We start from the raw sequence: 24,800 nt of genomic DNA on the forward strand, positions 1-24,800 counted from the left end.
GGGGGCGACTTGCCGTTCAGTGCACGGGATCCACGGCCAATGACCGCTGAGGGCCACCGGATTGACGATGCAGGCCCGCGATGGGACACCCGCCTGCCGCCTTCACGCCGTCGCCGCACAGGCAGAGGTTATTAACGTCGTTAGTGTTCCAAGTGACCAGCGCAACGCCGAGGGTAAAGGCGGTGGCAGCCAGCGATCATGGTGGCCATGGCGCCACCACGAGGACTGCGGACCTGGGCTCGTAGACGTGCGCACTGTAGAAGGTGCTGAGGCAGTCGGCGCGGTCGAGGTCACCGCGCCGTGGTCAGTGACCCTCCAGAACTTAGAGAAGTGTTGCGACCGCCCCCTCAAACCACCTTGCCGCCCGCTGGTCAGTTTTCGGTTGCCGTTGACATGTAAGTCTTTTGAGGCCTTTGCGTTTGATCCTCACCTGTCACCACGGTCATTGACATCGGTTGATTCGTGACCACAGTGCCATTCGGCACCCAGCACAAAGTATGCCGAGTCACATACACGTGCTGATGCAGGCAGAACCGTACTCCGCGGCCCGTGACGCCCGTCGGCCTGGCCTTTATCGCGATCTCTTGATTCTACGCCGAGGGCACGGCAATCCCGTCGAAACCGAATTGTCCCACCACCGCCAGCATAATTGGCTGCGCGGCCCACATGTCGCCGCCCGCTGTGCCGTGACACCGCCTACAGCTCGTGCTTCATTTGGCGGAATCGGTATTATTGGGCTACGCGTGGGCGTTCAACTTACCGTTCTAGGACGCGCCGCTGTCGAGTCATACATGGTCGCCCATCACTTCGGCGAAGGTACCAGTCAGCTCCTCGAACCCTCGGCTTCGCTTGGCGACTTCCTGTGGTCGCGCGGCGAGCACAGTAACGGGTGTGCTTGGCCGCCTGCACGCGGGCTGCGGTTTCCAAGACTTGCAGGATCAGCTTGAGCGGCCTGCGCGTCTCATGATGTACTTTCCGGTACAGTCTGTGGTAGGCGAAGCTGGGACGTCGAGGCCGGTCGATCCGCGACGCGATGGTGAAAGGATGTTTGTCCATGCGTGTCCTGCGAACGCCGAATTCTCGTTTCGAGGGGCTGCAGGATTACGAGTTTGCACCTCACTACGTTGCGGTCGACCGCGGCGACGGCGTGGCGTTGAGAATGCACTACCTTGACGAGGGTCCGCGGCGCGCTCCGGCCATCTTGTTGTTGCACGGCGAACCATCATGGTCATATTTATACCGACACATGATTCCGGTGTTGGTCGACTCAGGATTGCGGGCGGTGGCGCTGGACCTCGTGGGATTTGGCCGCAGTGACAAGCCCGCGATGCGTTCGGACTACACGTACCTGGCGCACGTCAATTGGGTTAAAGAAGCCCTCGACACAATCGGCTTGGACGAAATCACGTTAGTAGGCCAAGACTGGGGTGGATTGATCGGCCTGCGAATCGTCGGCGAGGAGCCCGAGCGTTTTAGCCGTGTGGTTGCCGCAAACACGTTTCTACCGACGGGGGAACAACGGGGCAAGGCCTTTCTGGCATGGCAGCGCTACAGTCAAGAAACACCGTCTTTCGATGCAGGCAGGATCGTCAACGGCGGCTGCACGACGAATCTGACTCCCGACGTCATTGCAGCATACGACGCGCCGTTTCCCGGTGACTCCTTTAAGGCTGGGGCGCGCCAATTTCCGATGCTGGTTCCCACCTCGCCCGACGATCCCGCCGCGCCGGCCAATCTCGCGGCGATGGCGGCGCTTGGCCGCTTCACGCGGCCTTTCCTGTGCGCATTCTCTGACCAGGATCCCATCACTCGGGGAGCTGACGCGGTCCTTCGCGAGCACATTCCGGGCGCGAAAAATATTGCTCCGGTCACTATCTCAGGGGCCGGGCACTTCCTCCAAGAAGACCGCGGACCCCAACTAGCCCAAGTCATTGCCGAATTCGTCCACGATTGACAAGCGTTATGCGAGCCGGTGGACATACTTCTCTCAACGCGGTCGGACATTCATGGATACTCAGGTCGATTGGCACTGCCTGTGCTACCGCACTCACCCGTTGCTTTTCCTGGGCGCTCAGCGCGCGATAAACGTTGTGGCACTGACGTTTTGGTCTGATGGTTGGTTTAGGAGGAACCGTCAGATCGCGGTTCAGGCGGAGTTTAGACAGTGGCCAGAACCGTAGTAAAGAACCTGGATGGCGCGCGCATGCTGCGCGAAACCGGCTGGTCCGGTTTGTTGCTGAGGAGGGTACCTGCTCATTTGGACACCGCACAGAGGTGGGGGCAGCGTGAAGTTTGAGTCGATGCGTCGCTCGTGGGCCTGGACATTCGACCTACCGCCAGATGAACTCTGGCCGGTCCTGGCCGACACGAAGCGGTTCAACGAGGCGCTAGGTCTGCCGCCGTACACCCTCGAGGAAACACCGCAACCCAACGGCACGATCCTGCGCCGCGGACGGGCCAAAGCCGCGGGTTTCGCACAGGAGTGGGAAGAAAAACCCTACGAATGGATCGCGGGTCGACACTTTCGCCAGCGGCGAGTGTTCAGCAAGGGACCATTCCGCCGCTTTGGCCCGGTCTTCGATGTCGAGCCGGACGGCCGAGGCGGTTCGCGTGTGTCTTATACCCTGGAGTGGGAGCCGCTGAACTTGGCGGGGCGACTGTTCGGCACACGACTTGCCGTGCAGGCCGGGAAGAACGTGAAAAGGCGGATCCTGGAGGCAGTCACGTTCGCGCACGGCGCCGCCGAACCCGAGCGGCTGACCCCGTTCGTGCTTCGGGAGCCAGTACTGCCTCCGAGCGCACGTGAACGGGCCACCGCGATGGCCCGCGACATCGACAGTAGCCCGTATGGGAACGGACTCGGCGACCGCCTCGTCGAGCGGGTGCTGAATGCCATGGCGGCCGATCTCGCCAGGCTGCGGCCAAAGGTTCTGGCCGGCGAGTTAGGGGTGCCGCCCCGAGCGGCGACCGAGGCCTGTCTCGCCGGTGTGCGGGCCGGACTGCTCGGCATGAGGTGGGATCTGTTGTGCCCGAACTGCCGTGGGGCCAAGGCCAGCGTTCCGACACTCGCCGAGCTACCCCACGGCGGGGTTTGTTCATCGTGCAACATCGACTACGATCGCGACTTCGAACGTAATGTCGAGCTGACCTTTACACCGTCGCCGACGGTACGTCCCCTGCCAGAAGGCGACTTCTGCCTGTCCGGCCCGATGAGCACCGAGCATGTGGCTGTGCAAGTCCTGCTACGCCCGGGAGAGCGCCGCACCGTTCCCGTTGACCTGCCAGCCGGTTCCTATCGGCTGCGCACATTGCACCCTGGCCACGCTGTCGAAGTCGATTATGAAGCGGGCGCCTTTCCCGGTTTGCACATCACTACAACCGGTGCAGAGTTGCTTGCGACATCTGAGCCGACCGACCGGCCCGGGACCGTGACGTTCGTCAACGACGCCGGCTTCGAGTTGGCGGCGCTGATCGAGGAACGGACCTGGACACGCGAGACACTTACCGCACCGGAAGTGCTTTCCTTGCAAGTCTTCCGCGATCTGTTCGCCGAGGCAACGCTGCGACCGGGCGATGATGCAGGCATCAGCCAGGTGGCACTGCTGTTTACCGACCTGCGAGGCTCCACGGAACTCTACGAACGCGTCGGCGACGCCACTGCCTACAACCTAGTTCGCGAGCACTTCACATTACTCGCCGAGGTCATACGGGACCACGATGGCGCGGTCGTGAAAACGATCGGCGACGCGGTGATGGCGTCCTTCGACGACCCCGCACAAGCGGTACGGGCGGCGTTGGCTATGCAGCACCGGATCGTCGCGGCAGCATCCGGCGCCGAGCCGCTGGTGTTGAAGATCGGCGTTCATGCCGGATCGAGCGTCGTGGTGACGTTGAATGACCGCCTCGACTATTTCGGCTCCACGGTGAACATGACGGCGCGCCTGCAAGGTCAGAGCGCGGGAGGGGACATCATACTGTCGCAAGCGCTTGCCTGCGATCCCGCGGTGCGAGAGATGTTATCCACCGTGACCCAGCGCCGCGAGACGGTGGCACTTAAGGGCTTTACCGAACCCGTCGGATTTGTTCGGCTAGTGAGTTGTGAATCCACTGGAATAGCCGATTTGGATCACACGGTCGAATCCTCTTGACCGCGAGAAGAACACCGCAAAGCCAGCGCGTGCAAATTAGTGTTTGACGGTGCTTCCCACGGCGGCAAGCACGGCGATCATCCGCGAGTGAATCCTGCGTACGTCAGTCACGAGGAGTCCCGCGGCGTCGGCTACGGCCCCAAGAGCACCTGCCCCCACTCGCGACCACCGAAACCATGGACTGGTGTGGTCTTTAGTCTCCCAGCGCAACATTTCATGGCTAACTGCTAAGGGGCGAGGATCGACTTCGACAATGACAATCCCTTGCGGTGCGAGCATCTCGGCGGCGCGCTGTAGCACTCGGACAGGGTTGCCACCGATGCCGATGTTCCCGTCGACCAAAAGCACTTGCTGCCAGCACCTCTCGGCCGGAAGCGGACCGAAAAGGTCGGTGCAAATTGCCGCTCCTCCTCGCGAACGCGTCAGCTCGATGGCAGCGACTGACATGTCGACGCCGAGTGCAGGCGATCCGCGGTGATGCAGCGAAGCCGTGAATCGTCCTGGTCCACAGCCCAAGTCAAGTGTTGGGTGCTGCGAGCAACACGCAATAACGTGTTCGTCAACAATACGATCAGAAGCGGCGATTTCAGACGAGCCCATGAAGCGCGCCATTGGAAGCTCGCGTACCTGTCCACGATCATTACGCACCCAACAGCGCGTACCTTGGGCAGCGGCTCGATAAATGACGTCAATCGTGCCAATCATACTGAGGTCAGCTGTCATCGATCTTTCCACTTGTTTAGCCCAAGTTACGCAAAGTATGTCGCGGACTTGACGACCAACGATGCACCCGTCGAAAACATAAGGCTGTCAACCAGATCACATTCAGAGGCCAAAATCTGTCTGGTCACGACGACATGCTGCGTAAACCTGACCCTCCTGCGCAAACAAGCATCGGCCCAGCTATCGTAGCGGATTTTTCTGTACCAGATAGTACACAGACGATGTATCCCAAGCTCGCGTCGCCGGATCACTATTGCCGACCATCTGGATCGGCGGTTTGCGGCCATATCGCTGGGACGACTGGTGCTCATTGATGTTTCAGCGAGTGACGTTAAGCCTTTGCGCTGCAAAGTCGGCGGCTTGGTTCGTCATCCCGTTGACGGGGTAAGCACGGTGGGCGGCGCGATCGGTGCCTGTTGGTGAACACACTGGGTCTGCGGGGGCACACAAGTCAATGGTCTTAGCTGCAAATAGGTTACCGATCGTCAGGGGCGGCGCGCCGCCGTCTATTAGCTGCACAAACGAGTCCCGTGGTTTGCCGAATAGTGCTACCACGGCGACGTGCTGCGCGACTCCTGACGGTAGGGGTCCGGCGAGCCCGTCCGGAAGCACGTATCCTGCTGGGACAGCGTCCGTTGTGGTGTAGACCGCTACGGCGGCGCCTTGCGAGTATCCACCCATCACAATCCTGGTGGCGGGACAGTCTGACGCCAGGGTGATGACTTCATGGCTTGCATCAACAACCCCTTCGGCAACACGCGAAAAATCCAGTGATGCAGGGTAATCGACAGCATAGGGTTCCACTGTCAAGCCACCGAGGCGCGTCCTGAGGGCTTCGAGAAATGCCTCCCCTGTAACACCTATCCCCGGTGGCTCGAAAGTGCCGCGCGCGAACACGAGAGCGACATTAGGACACTGTGCAGCCTGGGCCTCGGGAAGAGGCTGCAGAAGCAGCCCGAGCCCTACCACTGCTGTCAGCAGGGCTGGCCATCGGAGTCCGCATCCAGTAGTCCATCGCAGGCACAACGACCGCTTGGGGTTCGACTCCGCAGTCCTGAGGATCCCGACTTGCTCTGCTACAGGACAGTGTCGCACGCAGTTGGGGTCGACGCTGCATTGATGCATCGGAGCTCCTTTCGGTCCATGGGCAAGACCCGCTGGCCGTTGACCGTCGCGAACTAGTACTGTACCGATCGGTACTTCGAGCATGAATCCGCCCCGGTGCACGGGCCTACGTCGCCGACTACGTAGCAGCCTCCGATCGTGGGACTGCGCAATCAGTGGGTCACGGTTTCCTACATGACAGTTGGGTATTCCCTGAGCGTGCCGCTTCGCGACCGATGACGAAACCGTTTCGGGTTGGCCTTGGCGGACGATAGAGAGGAGCTCGATGTCGATTCAACTGCTCGTCGCTTATGACACCTCTGATGGGCATTGCGCCTATGCCGGTCAACATCTGGCCCGGGGAGCGCGCGCTGCCGGTGCCGATGTTCGACTCCGCCAAGTCACAAGCTGTCACCGCAGCGATTTTCGTGACCTTGACGGCCTGATCTTGGGGTCGCCGGTGCACCAACGCGGAATGAGCTGGCCGATGAAGAAGTTCATCGATGAACTGTGCGAGCCCTCGTGGTTTTACGACGACATGGTCGGCAGGGCTTGCGGCGTGTTCACTACTGGCGGCGGGCACGGAAACGTTGGTGGCGGATGCGAAATGGCGCAGCTGTCCATGCTGGCCAATCTGGCAGCAATGGGCTGCGTCATGGTCCCATTCCCGAAATGCACCCGAGGTTTTGACGTTGCCGGAATGCATTGGGGCCCGCACATCCGCGTCACTTCTGACGACATGACACCACTGCAACCTCACGAGTTGCCCGAAGAGGCGCTCGACGCGGTCTATCACCACGGGGCGGCAATCTGCCGTATCGCCGAAGCCCTCAAGCGACGCGCGCTTGATGGGCAGCTTTTCGACGCGGGCGGACGATTTCCATCAAGGGAAGTCCTTTCCGTCCGGTCCGATCATGACGGTGGCGCCGGCGCGCAAGGTTCGCGCCGTTGACACATTCAGTCGGGAAAACGGACTAGCCCCCGTCTGATTGCGATCCGCATCGCTTCCGTACGTGTCGATGCCCCCAACTTCGCAAACAGGTTGTTGGCGTGCAACTTAACGGTGCTCTCGGCAATGAATAAGGCGCCGGCAATCTCCCGATTGGTTTTTCCTTCCGCCATCAACCTGAGCACGTCGAGTTCGCGGGCCGTGGGCTGCGCACGCTGAAGCCGCTCGGCCAGCTTGGTGGCCACCGCGGGCGAAACGCACATCTGACCTGCGGCCGCCCTTCGAATGCCCTGCACCAACTCGATTTCTGCGACATCCTTTAGCAGAAAGCCTTTGGCCCCGGCTTGCAGAGCGAGTTGAATGTCGGCTTCGGCATCGAACGTCGTGAGGATCACCACGCGCGCGTCTGCATCAATTTCGCGGATCCGGCTAACACACTCCACCCCGTCAACGCCAGGCATCCGCAGATCAATGAGAGCAACGTCGGGACGCCGGGCCGCATACATTTCGACCGCCTCGTGCCCGTCAGCTGCTTCGGCGACCACTTCCATGTCAGCTTGGCGATTGACCATAAAAGCTACGCCAGCTCTAACCACCTCGTGGTCGTCAGCCAACAACACCGCAATCCGAGCCGCGCTATTACTCATGTTCCGGTCTACCGCAACCTAGCGACGGTGTGCTCGTCCCCCACCCGACATCGTCCACTCCCTCGGACTGTACCATCAAGTTCACTAAAGCTCCCCTGCCGGGCCCGACTTGTCTACCCGTTGGTGCTACACGAGACAATTTGGGGTCTGCCTCACCTTTAGTTCTAGGCGCAGGCGCAACCAACGACCAGACTTGGTCCAAGACCAGCAGCGTTTTCGTGCCACCGCACATACCATGTCAGTGGTGAGACAGACCGCCTTCGGGGGAACTACTCGCGGCACGACCGAATGCCCCACGCGCAGCCAAGCGTCCGACTTGTCTGCGGCAAAACTTCGTCAAGCAAAGATGCGGTCAGCGATCGGCGATGCCGTTACGGTCCTGACCGAGGCTGACGCGACAGAAGAGGCGTTGCAGAACGCCCTGGCAGCAATCGCTGACGCGGGCGAATTTTCCTCAGCCTGCGTCATCGAACTCAATGACCAAGGTGGGGCAGCACGACCGCGTCCGCAACTCCTAGCCGGATGGGGTGCCCGGGACCGAACACCTCTCGGTAACTCGTTGGCGTTACTCGACATGCGTCCATGGATCGACGCATCGATCCACAGTGACCACCCTCTGGATGCGTTGATCGGCGATCTCCCCGACAAAACACTTCGCGGTGTGCTGAAGGAAGCGAAAGTCGCATACGTGGTTTGCTGCCCCATCCAAGTCAACGAAAACTATTGGGGGTGGGTACGATTCGACGATACTACTTCTCGTCGCTGCGACGCGTCGGAAAGGCAGATTCTCCAGTCGGCGGCGATCATCATGGCTCGCGTCGCACGACGTGGTCAGTTACGGCGCAATTCTCGGGATCAGGCGACCGACGCCGAGGGCGCCGGCCATTCCGCCGAGCCGGCGCCTAATGACGCGTCACTCAATGCACTGCTCTTTCGACTCTCTAGTGGCTCCGATCTCGATACACTTTCGGATGCGTTGTCAGTCGAGGTGACCTCACGGCTACACGCGGACGGCAGTCAGCTTGTGCTGTACGACGAGGCCAAGGACGAGCTGTTTACCGTCGCGGGCGTGGCCAAGAATGAACCCGAGCGATTCCAATTTCCGGCAACAATTCAGGCCAGCGGCGCGGGATGCTTCGAGGTGCTCCGCGATCGCCGCACGCCCCGTTACTTCGACCTTGACCGCGAGCCCCAGAACTTCTGGCCGGGAACAGTCGAGTATCACCGTCGCTTCGGCTCGCAGACGGTGTTGGTGACACCTCTCCATTACGGCGACCGCTTTGCCGGGTTTCTTGGCGTTGCATTTCTTCGGCGTCGCGAACTCACGCAAGACGAACTTGATCTGCTGCAGTCTCTTGGCCACCAAGCCGCATTGGCAGTGCAGCTCATTCGGGCGGGCAAGCACGAGCGTGAGCTGGCGGTGACGCGCGAACGTGAGGCCGCGACGCAGGCGCGGGCGGCAGAACTGGAAGTTGCCAACGTCGCCTTGCAGCGTCTGGTTGACGCGACAGCTAGCCTCGACGGCCTTGAAGGTTTCATCTCGAAGGCCTTGCGCATTGTCGCCGAGGCCCTTAATGCGTCCGGTGCGGGTTACTTCGAGCACCCTGCCGATACCATCTTTCTGCGCTTCTGGCTCGACCACGGCGTCGTCTACGGGCCGGATGAGCTACCCAGCCTCAACGGCGACGACTTGACCACTGTTCGTGAGATGGCGTCCGGGTTCACCGTGTCGCCTGCGCACCTAGGCGTTGACTACCGACGGCGCAGTTCGCCCAGTGTCGTGCACCATACCAAGGCGACCGCGTCGCCAGCACTACACAACTTCTGCCGCAGCCGCGGGTGGGCGTGGGAACTTAACGTGCCGTTGATGGTTAACGGCGTAAGTTGCGCTGCAATCACGTTGCACCGCGATGAGCAGCAGCCCTTCAGCACCGGGGAGGTTGCCCTGGGGGAAACGCTCGGCAAGCAAGTCGCACTCGCCATCCAAGTCAACCGTCTGGCCGAGCGTGATCGCGAGGCCGCTATCGCGGCCGAGCAGGCCGCCGAATTGGCCCGCGCCAATGCGGTCTTGAGTCGATCGTTAAGTCACGCCACTGTGGAGGAAACGACCGACGTGCTCATGGCCCGCATGGTCAAAGAGATCGGTGGCATCGCTGGGGCACAATGCAGCGCCCTGATGCTGGAAGAGCCCGACAGGGGCCTCACCATGCCGCTGCTTTTCCTCGACGGCGAGCCGGTGGACCCTCAGAGCGATCGGGCTCACCCCATGTGCCGGCAGACGTGCCAGTGGTCTGACTTTCCGTCCGGCGTCGCACTGTCGGATGACCAATTGGTAGCCGAAGAACTCGACGCGCTGGCGCCGCGGCTCTGGCCGCCGAGCAACGCCTGGCATTACGCCCAGGGCCACCGGGCGCTGGCCATGGTGCCGCTTCGCCACGGTGACCGAACGATCGGCATTCTCGGCCTCGGTTTCGTGCACAGCCCAGTGTTTGACAGGCGGACCAGTGCGTTGCTGCGCGCGCTGGCCAATCAGCTCGGTTTGGTGGCAGCGCTCGAACAGGCCGCGGCGAAGGCGCGAGAGGCCGTGGTACTGCGGGAGAGAGAAAGCGCCGCCCGCCAGCGAGCTGATACCTTGGCTCAGGCCAATGCCGCGTTGACCCGCTCAACCGCCCAGCTCGCGTCCGGCGAGGGCTTATCCGACTTTCTGACCGCCGTGCTGATGGAGGCGATCTGAGGTTCCCCCCGAAAAGTGGACGGGGGTTATGCGGCTTGCGTGTCCGCGTTGAGTGATTGTTCGTAGGCGTTGGGACTGATCATCCCGAGTGCCGAATGACGCCGTTGATTGTTGTAGAAGTCCATCCATTTGTCAACGGCTGCAACGAGTTCCGACTTTGTCGCGAAGACGTGGCGATAGTAGAACTCGTGTTTGAACGTCGACCACAGCGATTCCACGCCGCTGTTATCCCAGCAGATCCCGGTAGCGCCCATCGATCGACGCAGGCCGGCATCAGCGCAGGCCTGGACCATCGCCTTTGCGGTGTACTGGACCCCGCGGTCGGAATGCATGATGGTGCCGCTGAGGTGGCCACCGCGCACCGCAACCGCCTGAGCCAGGGCGTCGGTGACCAGCGCGGTGAGCATGTGATCGGCCACCGTCCAGCCCAGCACCCGTTTGGAGTGCTCATCTCGGATTGCGCAGAGGTACATGTCGCCCTCACCGCAGGTCAGGTAGGTGATGTCCGAACTCCACACCGCATCGCACCGGCCCTGATCGAAGCAACGCTCGACCAGATCAGCTGGGAAGGAGGCGGTGGGGTCGACGATCGTGGTGCGGACCTTGAACGTGCGCGGGCTGATCCCGGCCAGTCCGATCTCGGCCATGATCTTGGCGACCGTCTTTTCTGACACTTTCTCCCCGGCGGCACGTAGATCGGCAGTGATTCTAGGCGAGCCGTAGGTGCCCCCAGAGTCGCGGTGATGCTCGACAATCTTCACGCTCAGGTCGGCCTTTCGTTGCTCTCGATCGGTCAATTCCGTTGTCGTCGAACGGTTCACATGCTTGTAGAAACCGGAGGTGGACACGCCCAGCAGGCGGGCCATCCGGGTGATCGCGGTGGTCGCGCACTCTGCGGCCATCAGCTCGAAGCGGTCTACCTCGGCTGGCTGGCGGCAAAGTACGCCGAGGCTTTTTTCAGGAACGCTATATCTTTCTCCTGCTCGGCGACCTGCTTGCGCAGCCGCACCAACTCGGTGCGCTCCGCGGGAGTCAACGGCTCCTCATTGCGCGTCGCAGCCGCCTCGACCCTGCGACGCTCATCGGCGACCCAGCGCCCAAGTAGGCCCTCGTTGAGCCCGAGTTCACGAGCGACCTCGGCGATCGTGCGTCCAGAATCGATCACCCGATGGGCGGCTTCGACCTTGTATTCGGTCGTGAAAGACCGGCGGGTTCGGGACATGGTGACATCCTTCCAGCGGGAGCATTTGTCCCGCTATCTCGATGTCCACCGTCCGGGGGGAGCCTCAATCAACGCTGCCGGCGCCGTGAGCGGAGCGGTGTTTATCCATGACGCCGCAAAGCAGACGCTGAGTGCTGAAGCGTTCATTATGCGTGGTGCCGTTGTTAACGTCGCTACCGATCCTTTGGGCGCTGCGTTCCGCGCGCCCCGGTCGACAGCGGATGATCCGGCCTGGGGCGCAATGGCCGTCGACAAGAAGGTGTTGTGGATGGACTACGACAACCCTTCGCCAATCGATTGGCCGGAGGCGCTGCAATTTCATCGCGCGTTGGGCCACCGGTACGTCGCTGACGTGCCGATGATCTATCGCGGCACCGCTATCGGGTTCCTCGGGTTGTGTTTCGACAAATCGGCTGAATTATCTCTCGATGAAAACACACTCGAGGTAGCGCAGGTCCTAGCTCAACAAGCCGTGCTCGCGGTGCGCCTGACCCGATTGGCCGAAGACGCCCGCACCGCCGCTCTCGACGTCGAACGTGGCCGGGTGGCCGGCGAGATTCACGACGGACTCGCGCAGGGATTCACGGCAATATTGATGCAGGCCCGCGCAGCACTGCTTTCTGACGAGGACTCGCACCGCCACCTTTTCCTCCGCAGGATCGAAGCGCTGGCAGCCGACGGGGTCAGCGAAGCGCGTCGCTCCGTCTTCGCACTGCGCTCGGTGACGTTAGAGGCTGACGGGCTGATCGCCGCATTGACACGCTTAGTCGACAACTGCGCTATCACCGGTCAAATCGACTGCCAGTTGCAGTCCCACGGTCCCCTTCTGCATCTGACACCCGCGCTGGAAGATTCCGCTTATCGGATCGTGCAAGAATCGCTGCAGAATGCCCTCAAATATGCTGACGCGCGCACCATCGTCGTCCACGTCGGCGCTACCCAGGGTCAACTCACCGTCACTGTCGACGATGATGGCACCGGGATTGCCGAGGACATCATTTCGCAGGCCAGGGAACGAGGAGGCTTGCGTGCAATGCGCGAGCGAGCAGCGACTGGCGGCGGCGTTCTCACCGTGACGCGGGTGCAGCCGCACGGAACGCGAGTTTCGGTTAGTTACCCGCTGCCGCCGCCATGATCGCAGACAACGCCGACGCGTGCTTAAGGGTAGTGCTCGCTGATGATCACGTAGCTTTTCGGCAGAGCCTGCGAAGTATTCTCGAAACTCTCGGGGGCACCGACGTGGTTGCTGAAAGCAGCGACGGCGAAGGCGCATTGACCGCTTACCTGTGCCATCGGCCTCACGTGCTGGTCCTCGACTTACGTATGCCTCATCTTGACGGTTTGCAAGTTGTCCGTCGCGTGCTGGCGGCTGATCCGACTGCCTGCATTCTCGTGCTGACCACTAGTGCCACCGACCATCAAATTCAGCGCGTCCTGGCTGCCGGGGCGAAGGCGTGCCTGTTCAAAGATGTTGCTCCACAAGTCCTTCTGCAGATCCTGCGCAGAGTAGCTGCGGGTGAAACCATTCCGCCCACCGCAGCGTGGGGAGAATCGAGTTGCGCCGCAACACCATCGGCCGACAAGCACGGTCAGCGAGAAGAACCGACCGGACCTTGAACCAGGGTTAGAGCGGTTTAGAGCCCCATCGCAGAATCACGCCGCCGCAAGAACCCGTGACATGTCGGCCCTGTTGATCGGAGCCTGGTGAGTGAGCATGCGACCTTCCTCCCAGAGAGTGATTGAAAACGTCCGCGGTGTAGTGAGCTGGGAAGTCCCTCAGCGTTAGGCATCTGCGACGAAGTGATCTGCGCGCCTGGCCTCATCGACGCGTGGCTTGTTTCGAGAGCCTATCGCTGTGCCCTAGCGGTTGCCTGGATGTCGAAGTCGATGCCTGTTTCGCGCTCAGAGACCTCCCAGCGTGTGGTCGCGGCTCGCCGGTTCAGCGATCGCCCCATCAGCGGACGGTGTGCACGAAGGCTCCGTTGTTAACGAAACGAGGAGCGTAGAGTTGCCCGCCGCGCGCCTTCGGGTCGGTCGCCGCCCGCAGCAAGGGACGTGCGCCGTTCGCTGCGGACATGCCCGCCGCCCCGGCGAGGTTCTTGAAAAACCGCTGCGAGAAGCCGCCGCTCTGAGCCGCGCTCACGGTCTGCAGATCGGTGTTGGACAACCCGGGGTGCGCCACCAAGCTGGACACCGGTAGACCCACGGCCGTCAGACGTCGATGAAGCTCGACCGCGAAGTGCAAATTGGCCAGCTTGGACTGGCCGTACGCCCGCCGCGGCTTGTACCTGCCGTGCAGGTGCGGATTGTCGGGGTCCACTGGCCGGCAGATGTGGCGTGCAGTAGAGGTGACGCTGACGACGCGGGCAGCTCGAGCCGCCGCAAGCGCCGGCAGCAGCTGCGCCGTGAGCGCGAAGTGCCCGAGATGATTGGTGCCGAACTGTATTTCGAATCCGTCAGCGGTCCTGCCCTCGGGCACGGCCATCACTCCGGCGTTGTTGATCAGCAGATCGACCTCGGGTGCCGCGAGACGATCGTCGCGGCAGCCGCGCGCACCGACGCCAGCGAACCGAGATCAAGGGAGACGACCTCGAGGTCGGCCGCCGGGACATCGGCAAGGATCTCCGCTTTGGCCGCTTCGGCCTTGGTCTGGTTGCGGGCGGCCATCACCACCGACGCGCCCGCGCGAGCGAGTTCACGCGCGGTTTCTAGGCCCAGACCACCGTTGGCTCCGGTGACCACCGCAATGCGTCCCGTCAGATCGGGAATGTCGTCGGGTGTCCATCTCATCGTCGCTCTCCTGCCCTATCGTTGAATCTGGAAATCCATTGCAGCGCTTAGCCGCTCGTCGAACGGCAGTCGAAGGCCCGCCATTGCGGCGATGTCCTGATCGGACTGCGTGAACACGCCTTTGGCGTGACTGAAGGTACGGAAGCCGTGCACGCCCCTCGGCCACCTCGGGTCCGCCCGGGAAGACGGCCACCTCGGTGGGCTGTCTGGCATTACGCACGCGCCCAAGTCACCGCGGCCGCCAAGGCAGCCGGCCCGGACGCCGTAAGACGGACCCTATCCCGATTAGGCCTCGCGTCGGTAGCCGTCGGCATCGAGCAACTCGGCGGGCAAAATTCTCATACGCCAGATCCGCGAAAGGTTCTGGGCCGACCAGCAGCGGCGCATCTGATGACCGGTAACCTCACCCTCATGGACGCGCCCCTGACAAAGAAAGCCGAACAGTCAGAGCGCTCCCGTGCCGCGCTGGTGGCCGCGGGCCTCCGAGCTGTTCGCTAAAAACGGGTACCGCGACACCTCGCTCGCCGCGATCGGCGACCGCGCCGCTGTCAGCCGTGGCTCGATCGGCTGGCACTTCGGCTCCAAAGAAGGACTGCTGCGCGCCGCCGTCGACGATGCGTTCCTGCGCTGGGAGATCAATGAGCTGGTGCCCTACGTCGGCGATGCGCGTGGAATCGAAGCCGTCACCCGCGCGCTGCGCGCACACCGCGGATTTCTCACCGGGCGCCGCCACGTCGCCCCCGCCTGTTCTACGTGCTGCTCTTCGAAGCGCTCGGACCTCGGCCCGAGCTTGCCGTCGATTTCGCCGCGCTGCACCGCACCTTGCGCGCCAACACCCTGTCCTGGATCCAGGGCGGCATCGACACCGGCGAACTCCGCGCCGACCTCGACGCCGAGGCCGCCATCGCCTTCATCATTGGCGCGCTCGGCGGCATCGCATACCAATGGCTGCTCGACCCGCACGGACTCGACCTCGATCGGGTCTGCGCCGAGCTGGAACGCACGCTGATCGCGGGCCTGCGCGCATGACCATGCTCGGCTAGCTGGCTGAAGGTCGTGTCAAGTCATGTGGGATGCGGGGGGCATTGTCGCCGGTGGTTGGCGGCGTTAGAAGACTTCGCCGGAGTGCGCGGCGTGTTGTCAGGTGCGCCGAGCGCGCACGCTGACTCATGCGACCCCACCGGGTGGGTGGGTCATCTGACGTCGTTCGGGCTGCTGTAAAGGCGAAGGGGCCGGGTGCCAGTCGTCACCGACCGATCGTGTCGTCATTGCCAACTGGTTCGACAGTGGTCAGGGGAACGGGGTCTGCAGCCTCAATCTCCGAGGTGCCGGTTCGGGATCGCTCACTCTGATACCTGCCGCCCGGTTGGGTTGGCTCTTAGACGGCTTGCGTCTCGATCGGCACCGTTGGCCGCGAGTGGCTGAAGAGGAGCTTGAAATCCCGAAAGTTGCTCTGCTCAAACCGCATTCACGTCGTTGCCGAACGCACGGAGGAAAACCCGCCCGTGGTGCCATCATCGTTACCGACTGATCGTGTCGTCATCGCTGTCGATCCGCACAAGGCATCCTGGACTGCCGCCGCGGTTGGCACCGCCTTAGAACTTCTTGAGGTGCTACGGGTGGATGTCAGCGCAGACGGCTGACGCCGGCTGCGCCGGTTCGCCCGGCAGTGGAGCAACCCGGTGTGGGCTATGGAAGGCGCGGCCGGATTGGGCGCACCGTTGACCCGGCAGCTGGCCGCCGACGGCGTCGAGGTCATCGATGTTCCCGCCAAACTAGCCGCTCGCGTGCGGCTGCTCTCGACCAGGCATGGCCGCAAAACCGATGAAGCTGACGCCGTCTCAGTCGGGATCGCCGCACTGACGGGGTGCACGCTCAACACCGCCGCCGTCGAGCCAACATCATCGCGATGCGGGCGCTGGTCGAACACCGTGACGACCTGGTCGAAACCCGCACCCAAACCGTCAACCGGCTCCATGTGCTACTGACCCATCTCACACCGGTCGGCGCCCCGCGCGGCCTGACCGCCGACCGCGCCGCCGACGTCCTCCGCCGGATCCGACCCTGCGAGCCGGCGGTCAGAACGCTTCGTAGCCTTGCCGTCGACCTCGTCGCCGCGATTTGCCAACTCGACCGGCGCATCACCAAAGCAGCCACCGCCATTGCCTTTCTCGCGCCGGCGGCCGTCAACTCAACTGCTGCCTGCACACCATGGCCATCACCCAGATCGCCCAAGCCACCCCGGGACGCGACTACACCGACGAAAACGAGCCGCGGGCAAGAGCCACCGAGAAGCGTTGCGCTGCCTTATTGGTGTATCGCCTTTGCGGGCGGCCCACGCTTGGCCGTGGCTCCTCGGTCGTGTCGCGGGATGGCCACGTTGCAGAGCCACCGGAGCCAGTTTGAGTACTGCCACCCTCGATACGCCGAGGCCCTCAACCGGCGTTACGGACATGCCCGAGTCAGATCCGAACAATGAGGAACCGGCAACGGGCCTCGACACCGCGGAGTCAAACACCGACTCCCCGCCGTGCTCGCGAAACCATCTACGGGTCAGGAACTTTGCGGAGTCAGCCGAAGTACAGGGATAGCGCGAAGTCCGTCGGTGTTCGCGGCATACGCCGAAAAATTTGATGTATATCGCTCAGCAAGCGCGTATAAGCGGTTACGGTCCTCACCCTCGGCCGCGCGGGCGATGAAGTCGCCGCCCCGGTCGGGACGGCCATCGGCGAACACCTGGCACTGCGCATTCTTGAGCAAGTTGTGGTACCAGCTCGGGTGGCTGGCCTGGCCGTAATTCGAGGCAATCACGATGACGTCGTCTTCATCGGTGAAGTAGGTGAGCATCACGTCTCGCGACAATCCCGACTTAGCTCCGGTCGTGCGAACCAAGACAAGGGGGATGGCTCCTTTCGCGAAATGTGCGCGTCCGTGAGTAAGCCGAACTAGGCGGTTGTCGAGCGGCGCCAAGAGCCTGCGGTGGATCGCTGATCCCGTGTGCGTGGACATGAACCGGCCGATAGCGCGCCGCATCACACCCGGCCTTGCAGTGGGATCGACTCGCGGGATGCCATACAGCCGATCGCTCATGAGCAGAATGGTACGTCTTGTTGCCGCGAGCTGGTAGATGCTCGATCGCGTTCGCGCGTCAACCGGTGACTGTACCTTTCGGTACTTTTCTGGTATGCCTACTTTGCAGAGTGTTGGTGGCTGCCGTGCAGCATCCTGGACACCCGAAACGGAGTTGAACTCTTGTCGAATCTACTTTTCTTGCAAGCCTCCCCGCGCAAGAACGCGTCAAAGTCTATTCAGATCGCCCAGACGTACCTCAATGCGTTGCGGGTGAACAACCCGGACCTGAACATCGATATTCTTGAACTCTGGGAGACCGATCTCCCGGCGTTCGACGGCGATAAGGTGGCAGCCAAGATGAACGTCATCACTGAGCAAAACCAGAACGACAAGCAGCAGACGGCATGGGATCAAATCGTGGCAGTGGCAGCCAGATTCATTTCTGCCGACCGCTACCTAATTGCCGCGCCGATGTGGAACGGCGGCGTCCCGTACCGCCTCAAGCATTATATTGACCTGATACACCAGCCCGGCCTCCTGTGGGGACTCAACCCAGAGACCGGTTACTACGGACTTCTGAAGAACAAGCACGCAACACTTGTGCTGACCTCAGGCGTCTACGCTCAGGGCGTTCCCTCATCGTTCGGCGTTGACCACCACTCGACCCATCTGCGCGCGTGGCTCAACGAGGCGGGGGTGACAGAAATCGACGAGCTGCGATTTCAACCTTCGTTGCTGACCCCTGATCCCGACGGTGGCTTCGACAGAGCCCGTGAGCGAGCGGTCGAGCTGGCAGCTGCCCACGGCCGCGTCTGATTACATTCCCGTATTGTTTCGCGTCATCGACGTCTAGGACTTCGGTTCTGACGCAGCGATATTCGATCGAAGTCCGCCAGAGCACGAACGACCGCGTCGAACAACGATTCCGGAACAGCACGGTAAGCCGCGTTGGCGCAAGGGGATATCACAGTTCGATAGGCCTTCTACATCCCAAGCTCGAGTCCGACCAAAGCCTCGGGGATTCCCGACTTCGACGGTACGTGACCAACGCCTAAAGATGGCGTGGAAACGCTGCCAGTGCCGACCGAGAACGACTGGCACGACTTTATATTAGTCGCAATGGATTTCGTCGCCGCCGTGGGATTCGGGTGGTAAGTCTTGGTGTGTACGTTCAGGAGTCAATCTCAGGAACGACAAATCGCTGCGGGCTGCGCTTCGCGTGCGTCTGGTGAATACGCGAGAGAAAAGACTTCAACAATTTCAGATGTTACAGACAACTCTTGGTCGAACGCGTGATGCGGCCGGAGTAGCGGGTTGCAGCCGGGTGCCAATGGGGGCAGCGCGGACGGTTCATGCTGCAACGATTAGGAATTCGTTGCAAGTCTTCGTCGCGCAAAAGTCCTTCCCCTCACCTCACCGGAGACTCCTTCCGCGCCGGAATGCGCCGCAAACTGCTCGGAGAGAACCGATCAGCGACGGGCCTTTAGGCGCGGCTGCCGGTACCCGCCGTGAACAAACTGCGCATGGAGGCCTTGATGACGGAGCCGATGTGTTTCGCAGCCGTTCCAAGAGGCCATGGACTCGCCGGCCTGTGACTCGGCCGCAGGGTATTACGCTCAGCCCGGGATCACCTATCGCCTCCTGAAACTGCCGCACAGCACCGTCGCCGTCGCGTGGCAGCCCAAGCTCAGACGATGAGTTGATCGACGCCTTGGCGTCCACGTGTTGCCGCCAAGCGCGGCTCGAGCGTTGCGCCCGTAGCCGCGCGACGGCATGCAGTCCAGATGCGTCCAGCGGCTAAACACCTGACGCCGTGGGCGAGGGCGAAAGGAAACGGTGTATCGCCTCCATCGCGGCGTCCTGGCGTGCTTCGTCTGCGAAGTCGGGCATAATCTTGGCTTGATCAGTTAGCGGTCCGGTCAGGGCGCTGGCCGGGCTCGCGTAGAACCCGCCGCTGAGCAGTGCGTCGTCAATCAGCCCTCGGATCAACCGCTGGGTCCCAGTCTGAAGCGTGTGCGCGATGCCGAACGCAGGCAGGACAAAAGGCATGAGCAACCCGCCCATCAACAGCCGCACGATCGGCGTCATATCCCGGAGGACGTCGGTGCCCGCCGTGTTGCCGGGACTGACGGTGAGCAGACGCGACTCTGGGTGCCGTCGCGCCATTGCGCTCATATAGAGGGCGCCGACATGCTTGACCGCGGCATATGCCGACATCACGCTGCCGCCACGCGACCAGAAAGAACCGTCGGCAACGGATGAATACTCGGCGGCAGAGCCCACGTGGAAAATCGGTCTCGGGATACGCAGCTTCGGCGCACCGCGGGCCGCCTCGCTGCCGACGAGTACGGCAGTGCCGCCGAACGCCCCGCGCTGCATCAGCCCCTCTAGCAAAGCGGCATGTCCCAACACGTTTGCCGCGAAGATGTGAGTAACGCCTGCGGTCGTCCGCGCGTTCGGCGTCGGCCCCCCGGTTCCGCCAGCATTCATGATAATGCCGTCCACAAAGTCATCGATGCCGTCGATCGCAGCGGTCACCGACCTAAGTTCAGTGAGATCCATCATCAGCGGTTGATAGATCTGCCTGCCGGCTATCCGGCCCAGGTTATCGGCGGCCTTGTATGCCTTTTCCTCAGATCGACAGCTGACGTAGACGCGCTCGACGCCGTCGACGCGAGCGAGCGTTCGCGCCACTTCCCTACCCAATCCCGTATTTGCCCCGGTAACTAGTACTGCTGCGAGATGTGACGTCACGTCGCCCGTATCCTTTCAAGCTCGGCACGGTCATAGTTGTACTGTACGCTTTGGTACACTGCGAGGCGCAGTCGGTGGGCTTCCCACATGGACGTGACAGCCGACACATCGTGACGAAGACGATCATTGCGAGATAGGGAATTCGATCCGGACCTGCGATGGCAGCCCGAATGAGACAGGTCTACGCTCACTGCAATTCACGCCTTCCTTCAGTCGGAGTCGCTGTTGCACAACGAATCCCGCGGATCAGAATTGTTCTGCTTGGTCGACCCGGGCTGTGACGGGGCAATGAACCCGATCAACCCGGAGGTGTAATGCTCTGATGACCCGTCCCTTGAGTGCCGATGCTCATCGGAGCCGCCCCACAACCGCGGTGAGGTCGGGCGTGGTAGTCGCGACGCAGCAGTGCACTGGACCGCATCTTGCGGAGGGCGGACGCAAGAAACGCCAACAAATCAGTGCGCGAGAAAGTTTCACGGCGCATCGTCGGTCGATTTGCTCGTGTTCGGGTGGCACATTAAGTGTACTCTTTGGTACATTGACTGGGTTCGCATTGCAGTAATAACTTGTCAGATCAGCTTCGTTGGCGCGTTAGGATGTCTGCCTGCTCTGCGGCGAAAATGCCGCTATGGCCCCTCCTCCCCGCCACAGTACGCAGTACACAGTGAACTGCACTACCGTTGTCAAGCAGCATCTTTGCGCGGCGGGCAGAGCCGCGATAGCGGATATGACTGGCATACACCCTTGCGAGGCGCATGATGACTGGTTTCGACATCCGCGCGGCGGGCTCGACCGAGCTTACGCGCCTGCTGACCTTGGCTGCCGCCTTCTACCTCGAAGACGGATTTGCGACGCCGGTTTCACAGCTCCGTGACAACCTGGCCTTTCTGCTGCACAGCCGTGCCGCCCGCGTCGCCGTGGCGGGCCGGCAGCACGACATCGTTGGCTTTGCCATCACAACCCTTAGCTTCGGGCTTGAATATGGTGCTATCGCTGAACTTGAGGATCTGTTCGTCGCACCGGCCTCAAGGGGATCGGGAGTCGCGACCGCGCTCATTGACGACAGCTGCGATTGGGCTCGGTCTCGCGGTTGCCAGGCCCTCGAAGTGGTCGTAGTGCCGAAGGCCAACGACGTCGCGCATCTTGTCAGCTATTACGCGAAGAGGAATTTTGCCGACCAGGGTCGAAAAGTATTGACCCGGGACCTCACCCGGTAGGGCATGCCGCAGTCCGCGAAATCTATTTTTCATACAGACCTTTCGGATCCGGAGGGTGTTGATGCTGCGGCGTGCAGCTAGAGGCCTCTCCGACGCGCAGGTGATGTACCCAATCATGCCGGGCGAATCGTTTGCCATTAGCTGCGATAGCTTCGGCAAAGTCGCGGCTTACGATCCGATTGGTTGTCCTGGTTTCCCCGGAGAATTTGGTCTATCCCGCGCTCACGCTCAACGGTGTTGTCATACTTGGTTTTACGCCACGGGGTCGGTGGATTGTAGGAGCAGTTCGAGCTCCCTCGGAGTGCGTATGCCGAGCGCGGAGTGACGCCGTTGGCGCTTTAGGACGTTCTCTTGGAACTCGAAGATCGCGTTGGCCGACTCGATACGCGTCCTCCACCGATGGCGGTTGCGCAACTCCGTTTGCGTTCTACTCGAGACGGACTCGATAATTGCCGTCGGCTCGGCCTGCTCAGCCCGGTCGAGGTCGGACAGCCAACCGCATTCGATGAGCTCTTGTTTCGCGTAGTGCTAAATGGTCCGATCGCTACGGCCCAGATCGGCAGGGCTCTCGGCACCGGGGCCGCCCGGCGGCACACCAGAGGCTGACCCCAAGCAGAACGGACTTTGGATAACCCGGCATATCATCCGAAAGCGGCCCGTTGACGCGATCGTGGCGACGCATGCCACCGCCGAATTGGGGCTTTACACCATCGCTGGTGAAGTTCGTAAGCCGCCTGCAGGTACCTGATCGTCAGACTCATGTAGCGCCGACTCGATCGGACTAATGCGCGACCACCTTTTTGCCGAGCACTGGCGAGCCGGATTTCACCAGCCCGCCTAAATGTACCTAACAGTACAATAGGTCTCGCGGTCGAAGATGTTGTTGTGGTAGTCAAAATTTTGCATCAGTCGTGAATACCGAGGCTGGTATTCACCCCTTGACGGCGGAAGCTCCGCTGCCCTAGGCCATAGGTAGGGTCTGTGATATCGAGCAATCTGGTGGTCGTCTTGGCCTTCGGGGCCGTCGTGCCATTCGTCTACACCATGACCGGTAAGTTGCGACTGCCCGGACCGGTCCTGGAAATGCTAGCCGGTATCTTGATTGGTCCTGCGGCGCTCGGCTGGGCCAGGCCGGATGAACTGGTAAACACGCTGGGAACGTTGGGATTGTCGTTCCTACTGTTCTTGGCCGGCTTCGAAGTCGACGTGCGTCGCTTCAGGACGAGGATCGGACCCAAGGTGATGATGTCGTTGCTCATCTCGATGCTGCTCAGCGCCGCGACGATGGTAACGATGGATGCGAGGATCGGTCAGGGCAGCCTTCTGGTCGGTATAGCCCTGCTGGCGACCTCGCTCGGAGTTGTAGTGCCCGTCCTGGCAGACGCTGCGGTGGCCCGCCAACCTGTAGGCGTCATCACCGTGTCATGCGCGTCCGCCGGCGAAGTTGCAGCAGTAGTGGCGTTCTCGTTAGGGGTGGCCGGATCGCCGACCCCCCTCATCGGACGACTGCTCCTTCTCGGTTTGCTCTTGACCCTTGTCGGCGGAGTCGGCACAGTTCTAGCAGGTGCCAGACATGCTTCGCGCCTCGTCTTTCTCATTCAACGGCTCGCTGATACCAGCGCCCAAATCCGGATTCGTCTTACCGTGTTGGTGGTGACGGGAATCGCCTTCGCGGCAGCACGTCTGGGCTTCGAATCGATCCTCGGCGCATTCTTGGCCGGGGTGCTGGTCCGTACCGTCGACCCCGAACCCCAACGTGCCCACCCGCTCTATCGCATCAAGATCGAAGCGATCGCCTTTGGACTACTCGTGCCGGTCTACTTCATCCGCAGCGGAATGGCGCTCGACGTGGAAGGCTTGACACAGCAGCCCGCGACCCTGGCGGAAATGGCTCTGTTCCTCGCAGCACTGTTGGCGGTGCGGGGTCTGCCTGTCGTCGTGTTCTGGCAGGAGTTATCCAAAACTCAGTTGCTCGCGTCTGCCCTATTGCAGGCAACTTCGCTGCCATTTCTTCTCACAGCCGCCCAAGTTGGTCTGCAGATGGGTTTATTGTCTCGGTCGACATCCACCGCCGTTGCAGGCGCGGGGATGTTGTCCGTCCTAACATTTCCACCGATAGCGCTGCGGCTGCTGGCCCTGCCCCAATCAGGCCCTCGACGTCGACGCTTGCGCAGGCGACCAGGGAGCCCCGACCAAAACCGACCTCCCTGATCGATTGTTGCTCGGTGCGGCCCCAGGCACACATACACCTACTGGTCGTTCAATCACCGCGCGCCGCGACACCCGCAGCTCCGAAATCGCACAGCACGCGTTCATCACAGCTGTCGCGGCACGGTGTCGCCGCCAGCCCGCGAGCCCTGATGGTTGGGAACCCTGACCGATGTCACACACACCCACACGGTTGCAGGATATTTCGGCGACAAGCTTCCCTGTACCGATAAGTACATATAGGCTGCTGTCGTTATGGCGCTCACCGAAAGGACTTCACGATGCGATTGACCGCACTCATCTCCGCAGCACTGTTGTCGGTAGCCCTGCTGTTAAGTGGATGCAGTTCCTCGAGCAAAGGGGGCCAATCGAGCTCGTCATCCCAGTCGAGCGTGACGGCTCCCCAAGGGTCTGCCGCGTCGCGTTCAGGCACATTCACCGGGCTCAACGGTAAGCAGGTTGCGGGCAAAGTCACAGTGACCGACGGCCAGATCGTGTTGTCGAACTTTTCCTCCGACGAAGGGCCGGATTTGCACATCTACCTGGCTAATGGCACTGACGAGAGCGCCGTCGCCGCGGGCAAGGTGATCGCCAGCGTCGCTTTCGACAAGAGTTCGCAGACATTCCCGCTCAGCGGCCTCGACGAATCGAAGTACACCACCGTAGTGATTCACTGCGATAAGGCCAAGGCATCCTTCGGGGCCGCCACGCTCTCATGAGTTCTCAGGCACGCCCTGCCGCGCTGTTGGCATGGATCGCCTTCGGCGCGGCAAGGGCGGCGCTAGGCATCTTATGGCTGCACGAGGGCTGGTTCAAATATCGCGCACACTTTGGTCGCGCCGACATCTTGCTCGTTGTCGACGGCGCGAAGGCCAATAGCAGGGTCCCCGACTACTTCACAGCTCTCTCGGAATCGGTGCTTCGCGACAACGCAGGCTTGTTCGGGGTAATGATTCCGCTACTCGAAACCACGTTAGGAATCGCGCTGATTGTCGGAGTGCTCAGCTTGCCTGCGGCGATGGGCTCGATACTGACCCTACTTTCCTACTGGAGCTCCGACCAGCTCATTGCTCAATATCCAATTATGGCAGCGCTTTCCGCGATCGTCATCGCGTGGCCAGCTCAGTCAACGCGCCTGTCCGCCACATCATTAGTGGTACGGACACTGCATCGTCGCCAGCGCGGGCAACGACTGATCGAAGGACCACTGCGACGCTGGCTGTAGTGGTCCT

Annotated in this window: 21 protein-coding genes and 2 pseudogenes; 14 read left to right on the forward strand and 9 right to left on the reverse strand. The window is 61.7% G+C overall.

Annotated features, from left to right (window positions below; translation table 11 throughout):
• Positions 1–1,054 precede the first annotated feature (1,054 nt).
• Both QXK92_RS30325 and QXK92_RS30330 read left to right on the forward strand, forming a co-directional pair.
• Positions 1,055–1,954, forward strand: a complete 900-nt coding sequence (locus QXK92_RS30325; RefSeq protein ID WP_084022920.1) for a haloalkane dehalogenase — start codon at positions 1,055–1,057, stop codon at positions 1,952–1,954.
• Positions 1,955–2,285: 331 nt separating this feature from the next.
• On the forward strand, positions 2,286–4,148 hold the full coding sequence (locus QXK92_RS30330; RefSeq protein ID WP_084022914.1) for an adenylate/guanylate cyclase domain-containing protein: 1,863 nt from the start codon (positions 2,286–2,288) through the stop codon (positions 4,146–4,148).
• A 36-nt stretch (positions 4,149–4,184) separates the two neighbouring features.
• Here QXK92_RS30330 and QXK92_RS30335 read toward each other — a convergent pair whose 3' ends face one another.
• Together QXK92_RS30335 and QXK92_RS30340 are read right to left on the reverse strand one after the other, a co-directional pair.
• Positions 4,185–4,871 carry a class I SAM-dependent methyltransferase gene (locus QXK92_RS30335; RefSeq protein WP_306248164.1) on the reverse strand — a complete coding sequence of 229 codons (687 nt, stop codon included), beginning with the start codon at positions 4,869–4,871 and terminating at the stop codon, positions 4,185–4,187.
• A 318-nt stretch (positions 4,872–5,189) separates the two neighbouring features.
• Positions 5,190–5,840, reverse strand: coding sequence for a cutinase family protein (locus QXK92_RS30340; protein ID WP_306248166.1), 651 nt, complete (start codon positions 5,838–5,840; stop codon positions 5,190–5,192).
• 421 nt (positions 5,841–6,261) lie between these two features.
• Between QXK92_RS30340 and QXK92_RS30345 the strand changes: the two genes are divergently transcribed.
• The gene (locus QXK92_RS30345) at positions 6,262–6,927 is read left to right on the forward strand and encodes an NAD(P)H-dependent oxidoreductase (protein ID WP_084022911.1); all 666 of its coding nucleotides are present in this window, start codon (positions 6,262–6,264) and stop codon (positions 6,925–6,927) included.
• A gap of 5 nt (positions 6,928–6,932) precedes the next feature.
• Here the strand turns inward: QXK92_RS30345 and QXK92_RS30350 are convergent, their stop codons facing one another.
• Positions 6,933–7,571, reverse strand: coding sequence for a response regulator transcription factor (locus QXK92_RS30350; protein ID WP_084021949.1), 639 nt, complete (start codon positions 7,569–7,571; stop codon positions 6,933–6,935).
• 244 nt (positions 7,572–7,815) lie between these two features.
• Between QXK92_RS30350 and QXK92_RS30355 the strand changes: the two genes are divergently transcribed.
• The gene (locus QXK92_RS30355; RefSeq protein ID WP_306248170.1) at positions 7,816–10,305 is read left to right on the forward strand and encodes a GAF domain-containing protein; all 2,490 of its coding nucleotides are present in this window, start codon (positions 7,816–7,818) and stop codon (positions 10,303–10,305) included.
• Between the two features lie 26 nt (positions 10,306–10,331).
• On the opposite strand, the gene QXK92_RS30360 is transcribed toward QXK92_RS30355, so the two are convergent.
• Both QXK92_RS30360 and QXK92_RS30365 read right to left on the reverse strand, forming a co-directional pair.
• A complete protein-coding gene (locus QXK92_RS30360) occupies positions 10,332–11,207 on the reverse strand; it encodes an IS3 family transposase (RefSeq protein ID WP_244975695.1) in 876 nt (291 codons plus the stop codon).
• A gap of 14 nt (positions 11,208–11,221) precedes the next feature.
• Positions 11,222–11,527 (reverse strand): transposase, encoded by a 306-nt coding sequence (locus tag QXK92_RS30365; RefSeq protein ID WP_186275172.1) that lies wholly within the window; start codon positions 11,525–11,527, stop codon positions 11,222–11,224.
• Between QXK92_RS30365 and QXK92_RS30370 the strand changes: the two genes are divergently transcribed.
• Together QXK92_RS30370 and QXK92_RS30375 are read left to right on the forward strand one after the other, a co-directional pair.
• On the forward strand, positions 11,526–12,662 hold the full coding sequence (locus QXK92_RS30370; RefSeq protein WP_306248175.1) for a GAF domain-containing sensor histidine kinase: 1,137 nt from the start codon (positions 11,526–11,528) through the stop codon (positions 12,660–12,662). The two genes, QXK92_RS30365 and QXK92_RS30370, sit on opposite strands and share 2 nt — an antisense overlap.
• Positions 12,659–13,144: a response regulator transcription factor gene (locus QXK92_RS30375; protein WP_084021951.1), complete on the forward strand. Its 486-nt coding sequence runs from the start codon at positions 12,659–12,661 to the stop codon at positions 13,142–13,144. Before QXK92_RS30370 ends, QXK92_RS30375 begins: the two co-directional genes overlap by 4 nt.
• A 337-nt stretch (positions 13,145–13,481) precedes the next feature.
• On the opposite strand, the pseudogene QXK92_RS30380 reads toward QXK92_RS30375, so the two are convergent.
• Positions 13,482–14,317 (reverse strand): annotated as a pseudogene (locus QXK92_RS30380) (oxidoreductase).
• Positions 14,318–14,774: 457 nt separating this feature from the next.
• Here QXK92_RS30380 and QXK92_RS34210 point away from each other — a divergent pair.
• The 3 genes and pseudogenes from QXK92_RS34210 to QXK92_RS30390 form a co-directional block, all read left to right on the forward strand.
• A pseudogene (locus tag QXK92_RS34210) lies at positions 14,775–14,912 on the forward strand (helix-turn-helix domain-containing protein); the annotation flags it as partial.
• A 158-nt stretch (positions 14,913–15,070) separates the two neighbouring features.
• Positions 15,071–15,346 carry a TetR family transcriptional regulator C-terminal domain-containing protein gene (locus QXK92_RS30385; RefSeq protein WP_172435214.1) on the forward strand — a complete coding sequence of 92 codons (276 nt, stop codon included), beginning with the start codon at positions 15,071–15,073 and terminating at the stop codon, positions 15,344–15,346.
• A 653-nt stretch (positions 15,347–15,999) separates the two neighbouring features.
• Positions 16,000–16,305, forward strand: coding sequence for a hypothetical protein (locus QXK92_RS30390; protein ID WP_306248179.1), 306 nt, complete (start codon positions 16,000–16,002; stop codon positions 16,303–16,305).
• Positions 16,306–16,870: 565 nt separating this feature from the next.
• On the opposite strand, the gene QXK92_RS30395 is transcribed toward QXK92_RS30390, so the two are convergent.
• A complete protein-coding gene (locus QXK92_RS30395; RefSeq protein WP_033719495.1) occupies positions 16,871–17,407 on the reverse strand; it encodes a nitroreductase/quinone reductase family protein in 537 nt (178 codons plus the stop codon).
• A gap of 162 nt (positions 17,408–17,569) precedes the next feature.
• On the opposite strand from QXK92_RS30395, the gene QXK92_RS30400 reads away from it, so the two are divergent.
• Positions 17,570–18,205: an FMN-dependent NADH-azoreductase gene (locus tag QXK92_RS30400; RefSeq protein ID WP_033719496.1), complete on the forward strand. Its 636-nt coding sequence runs from the start codon at positions 17,570–17,572 to the stop codon at positions 18,203–18,205.
• Positions 18,206–19,186: 981 nt separating this feature from the next.
• On the opposite strand, the gene QXK92_RS30405 is transcribed toward QXK92_RS30400, so the two are convergent.
• Positions 19,187–20,143: an SDR family NAD(P)-dependent oxidoreductase gene (locus QXK92_RS30405; protein ID WP_084021953.1), complete on the reverse strand. Its 957-nt coding sequence runs from the start codon at positions 20,141–20,143 to the stop codon at positions 19,187–19,189.
• 758 nt (positions 20,144–20,901) lie between these two features.
• Between QXK92_RS30405 and QXK92_RS30410 the strand changes: the two genes are divergently transcribed.
• Both QXK92_RS30410 and QXK92_RS30415 read left to right on the forward strand, forming a co-directional pair.
• Positions 20,902–21,360, forward strand: coding sequence for a GNAT family N-acetyltransferase (locus QXK92_RS30410; protein WP_236722393.1), 459 nt, complete (start codon positions 20,902–20,904; stop codon positions 21,358–21,360).
• 1,026 nt (positions 21,361–22,386) lie between these two features.
• Entirely contained in the window at positions 22,387–23,571 is a 1,185-nt protein-coding gene (locus QXK92_RS30415; protein ID WP_170925511.1) for a cation:proton antiporter, read from the forward strand.
• A gap of 259 nt (positions 23,572–23,830) precedes the next feature.
• Here the strand turns inward: QXK92_RS30415 and QXK92_RS30420 are convergent, their stop codons facing one another.
• Positions 23,831–24,007 carry a hypothetical protein gene (locus QXK92_RS30420; protein WP_306248389.1) on the reverse strand — a complete coding sequence of 59 codons (177 nt, stop codon included), beginning with the start codon at positions 24,005–24,007 and terminating at the stop codon, positions 23,831–23,833.
• Here QXK92_RS30420 and QXK92_RS30425 point away from each other — a divergent pair.
• Both QXK92_RS30425 and QXK92_RS30430 read left to right on the forward strand, forming a co-directional pair.
• A complete protein-coding gene (locus QXK92_RS30425) occupies positions 23,961–24,287 on the forward strand; it encodes a DM13 domain-containing protein (RefSeq protein ID WP_241780184.1) in 327 nt (108 codons plus the stop codon). The two genes, QXK92_RS30420 and QXK92_RS30425, sit on opposite strands and share 47 nt — an antisense overlap.
• On the forward strand, positions 24,284–24,793 hold the full coding sequence (locus tag QXK92_RS30430; RefSeq protein WP_080772722.1) for a DoxX family membrane protein: 510 nt from the start codon (positions 24,284–24,286) through the stop codon (positions 24,791–24,793). The genes QXK92_RS30425 and QXK92_RS30430 overlap by 4 nt, the downstream gene beginning before the upstream one ends.
• The last annotated feature ends 7 nt before the right edge of the window (positions 24,794–24,800 follow it).

The organism is Mycobacterium sp. TY815, from assembly GCF_030755135.1.
Taxonomy (GTDB): Bacteria; Actinomycetota; Actinomycetes; order Mycobacteriales; family Mycobacteriaceae; genus Mycobacterium.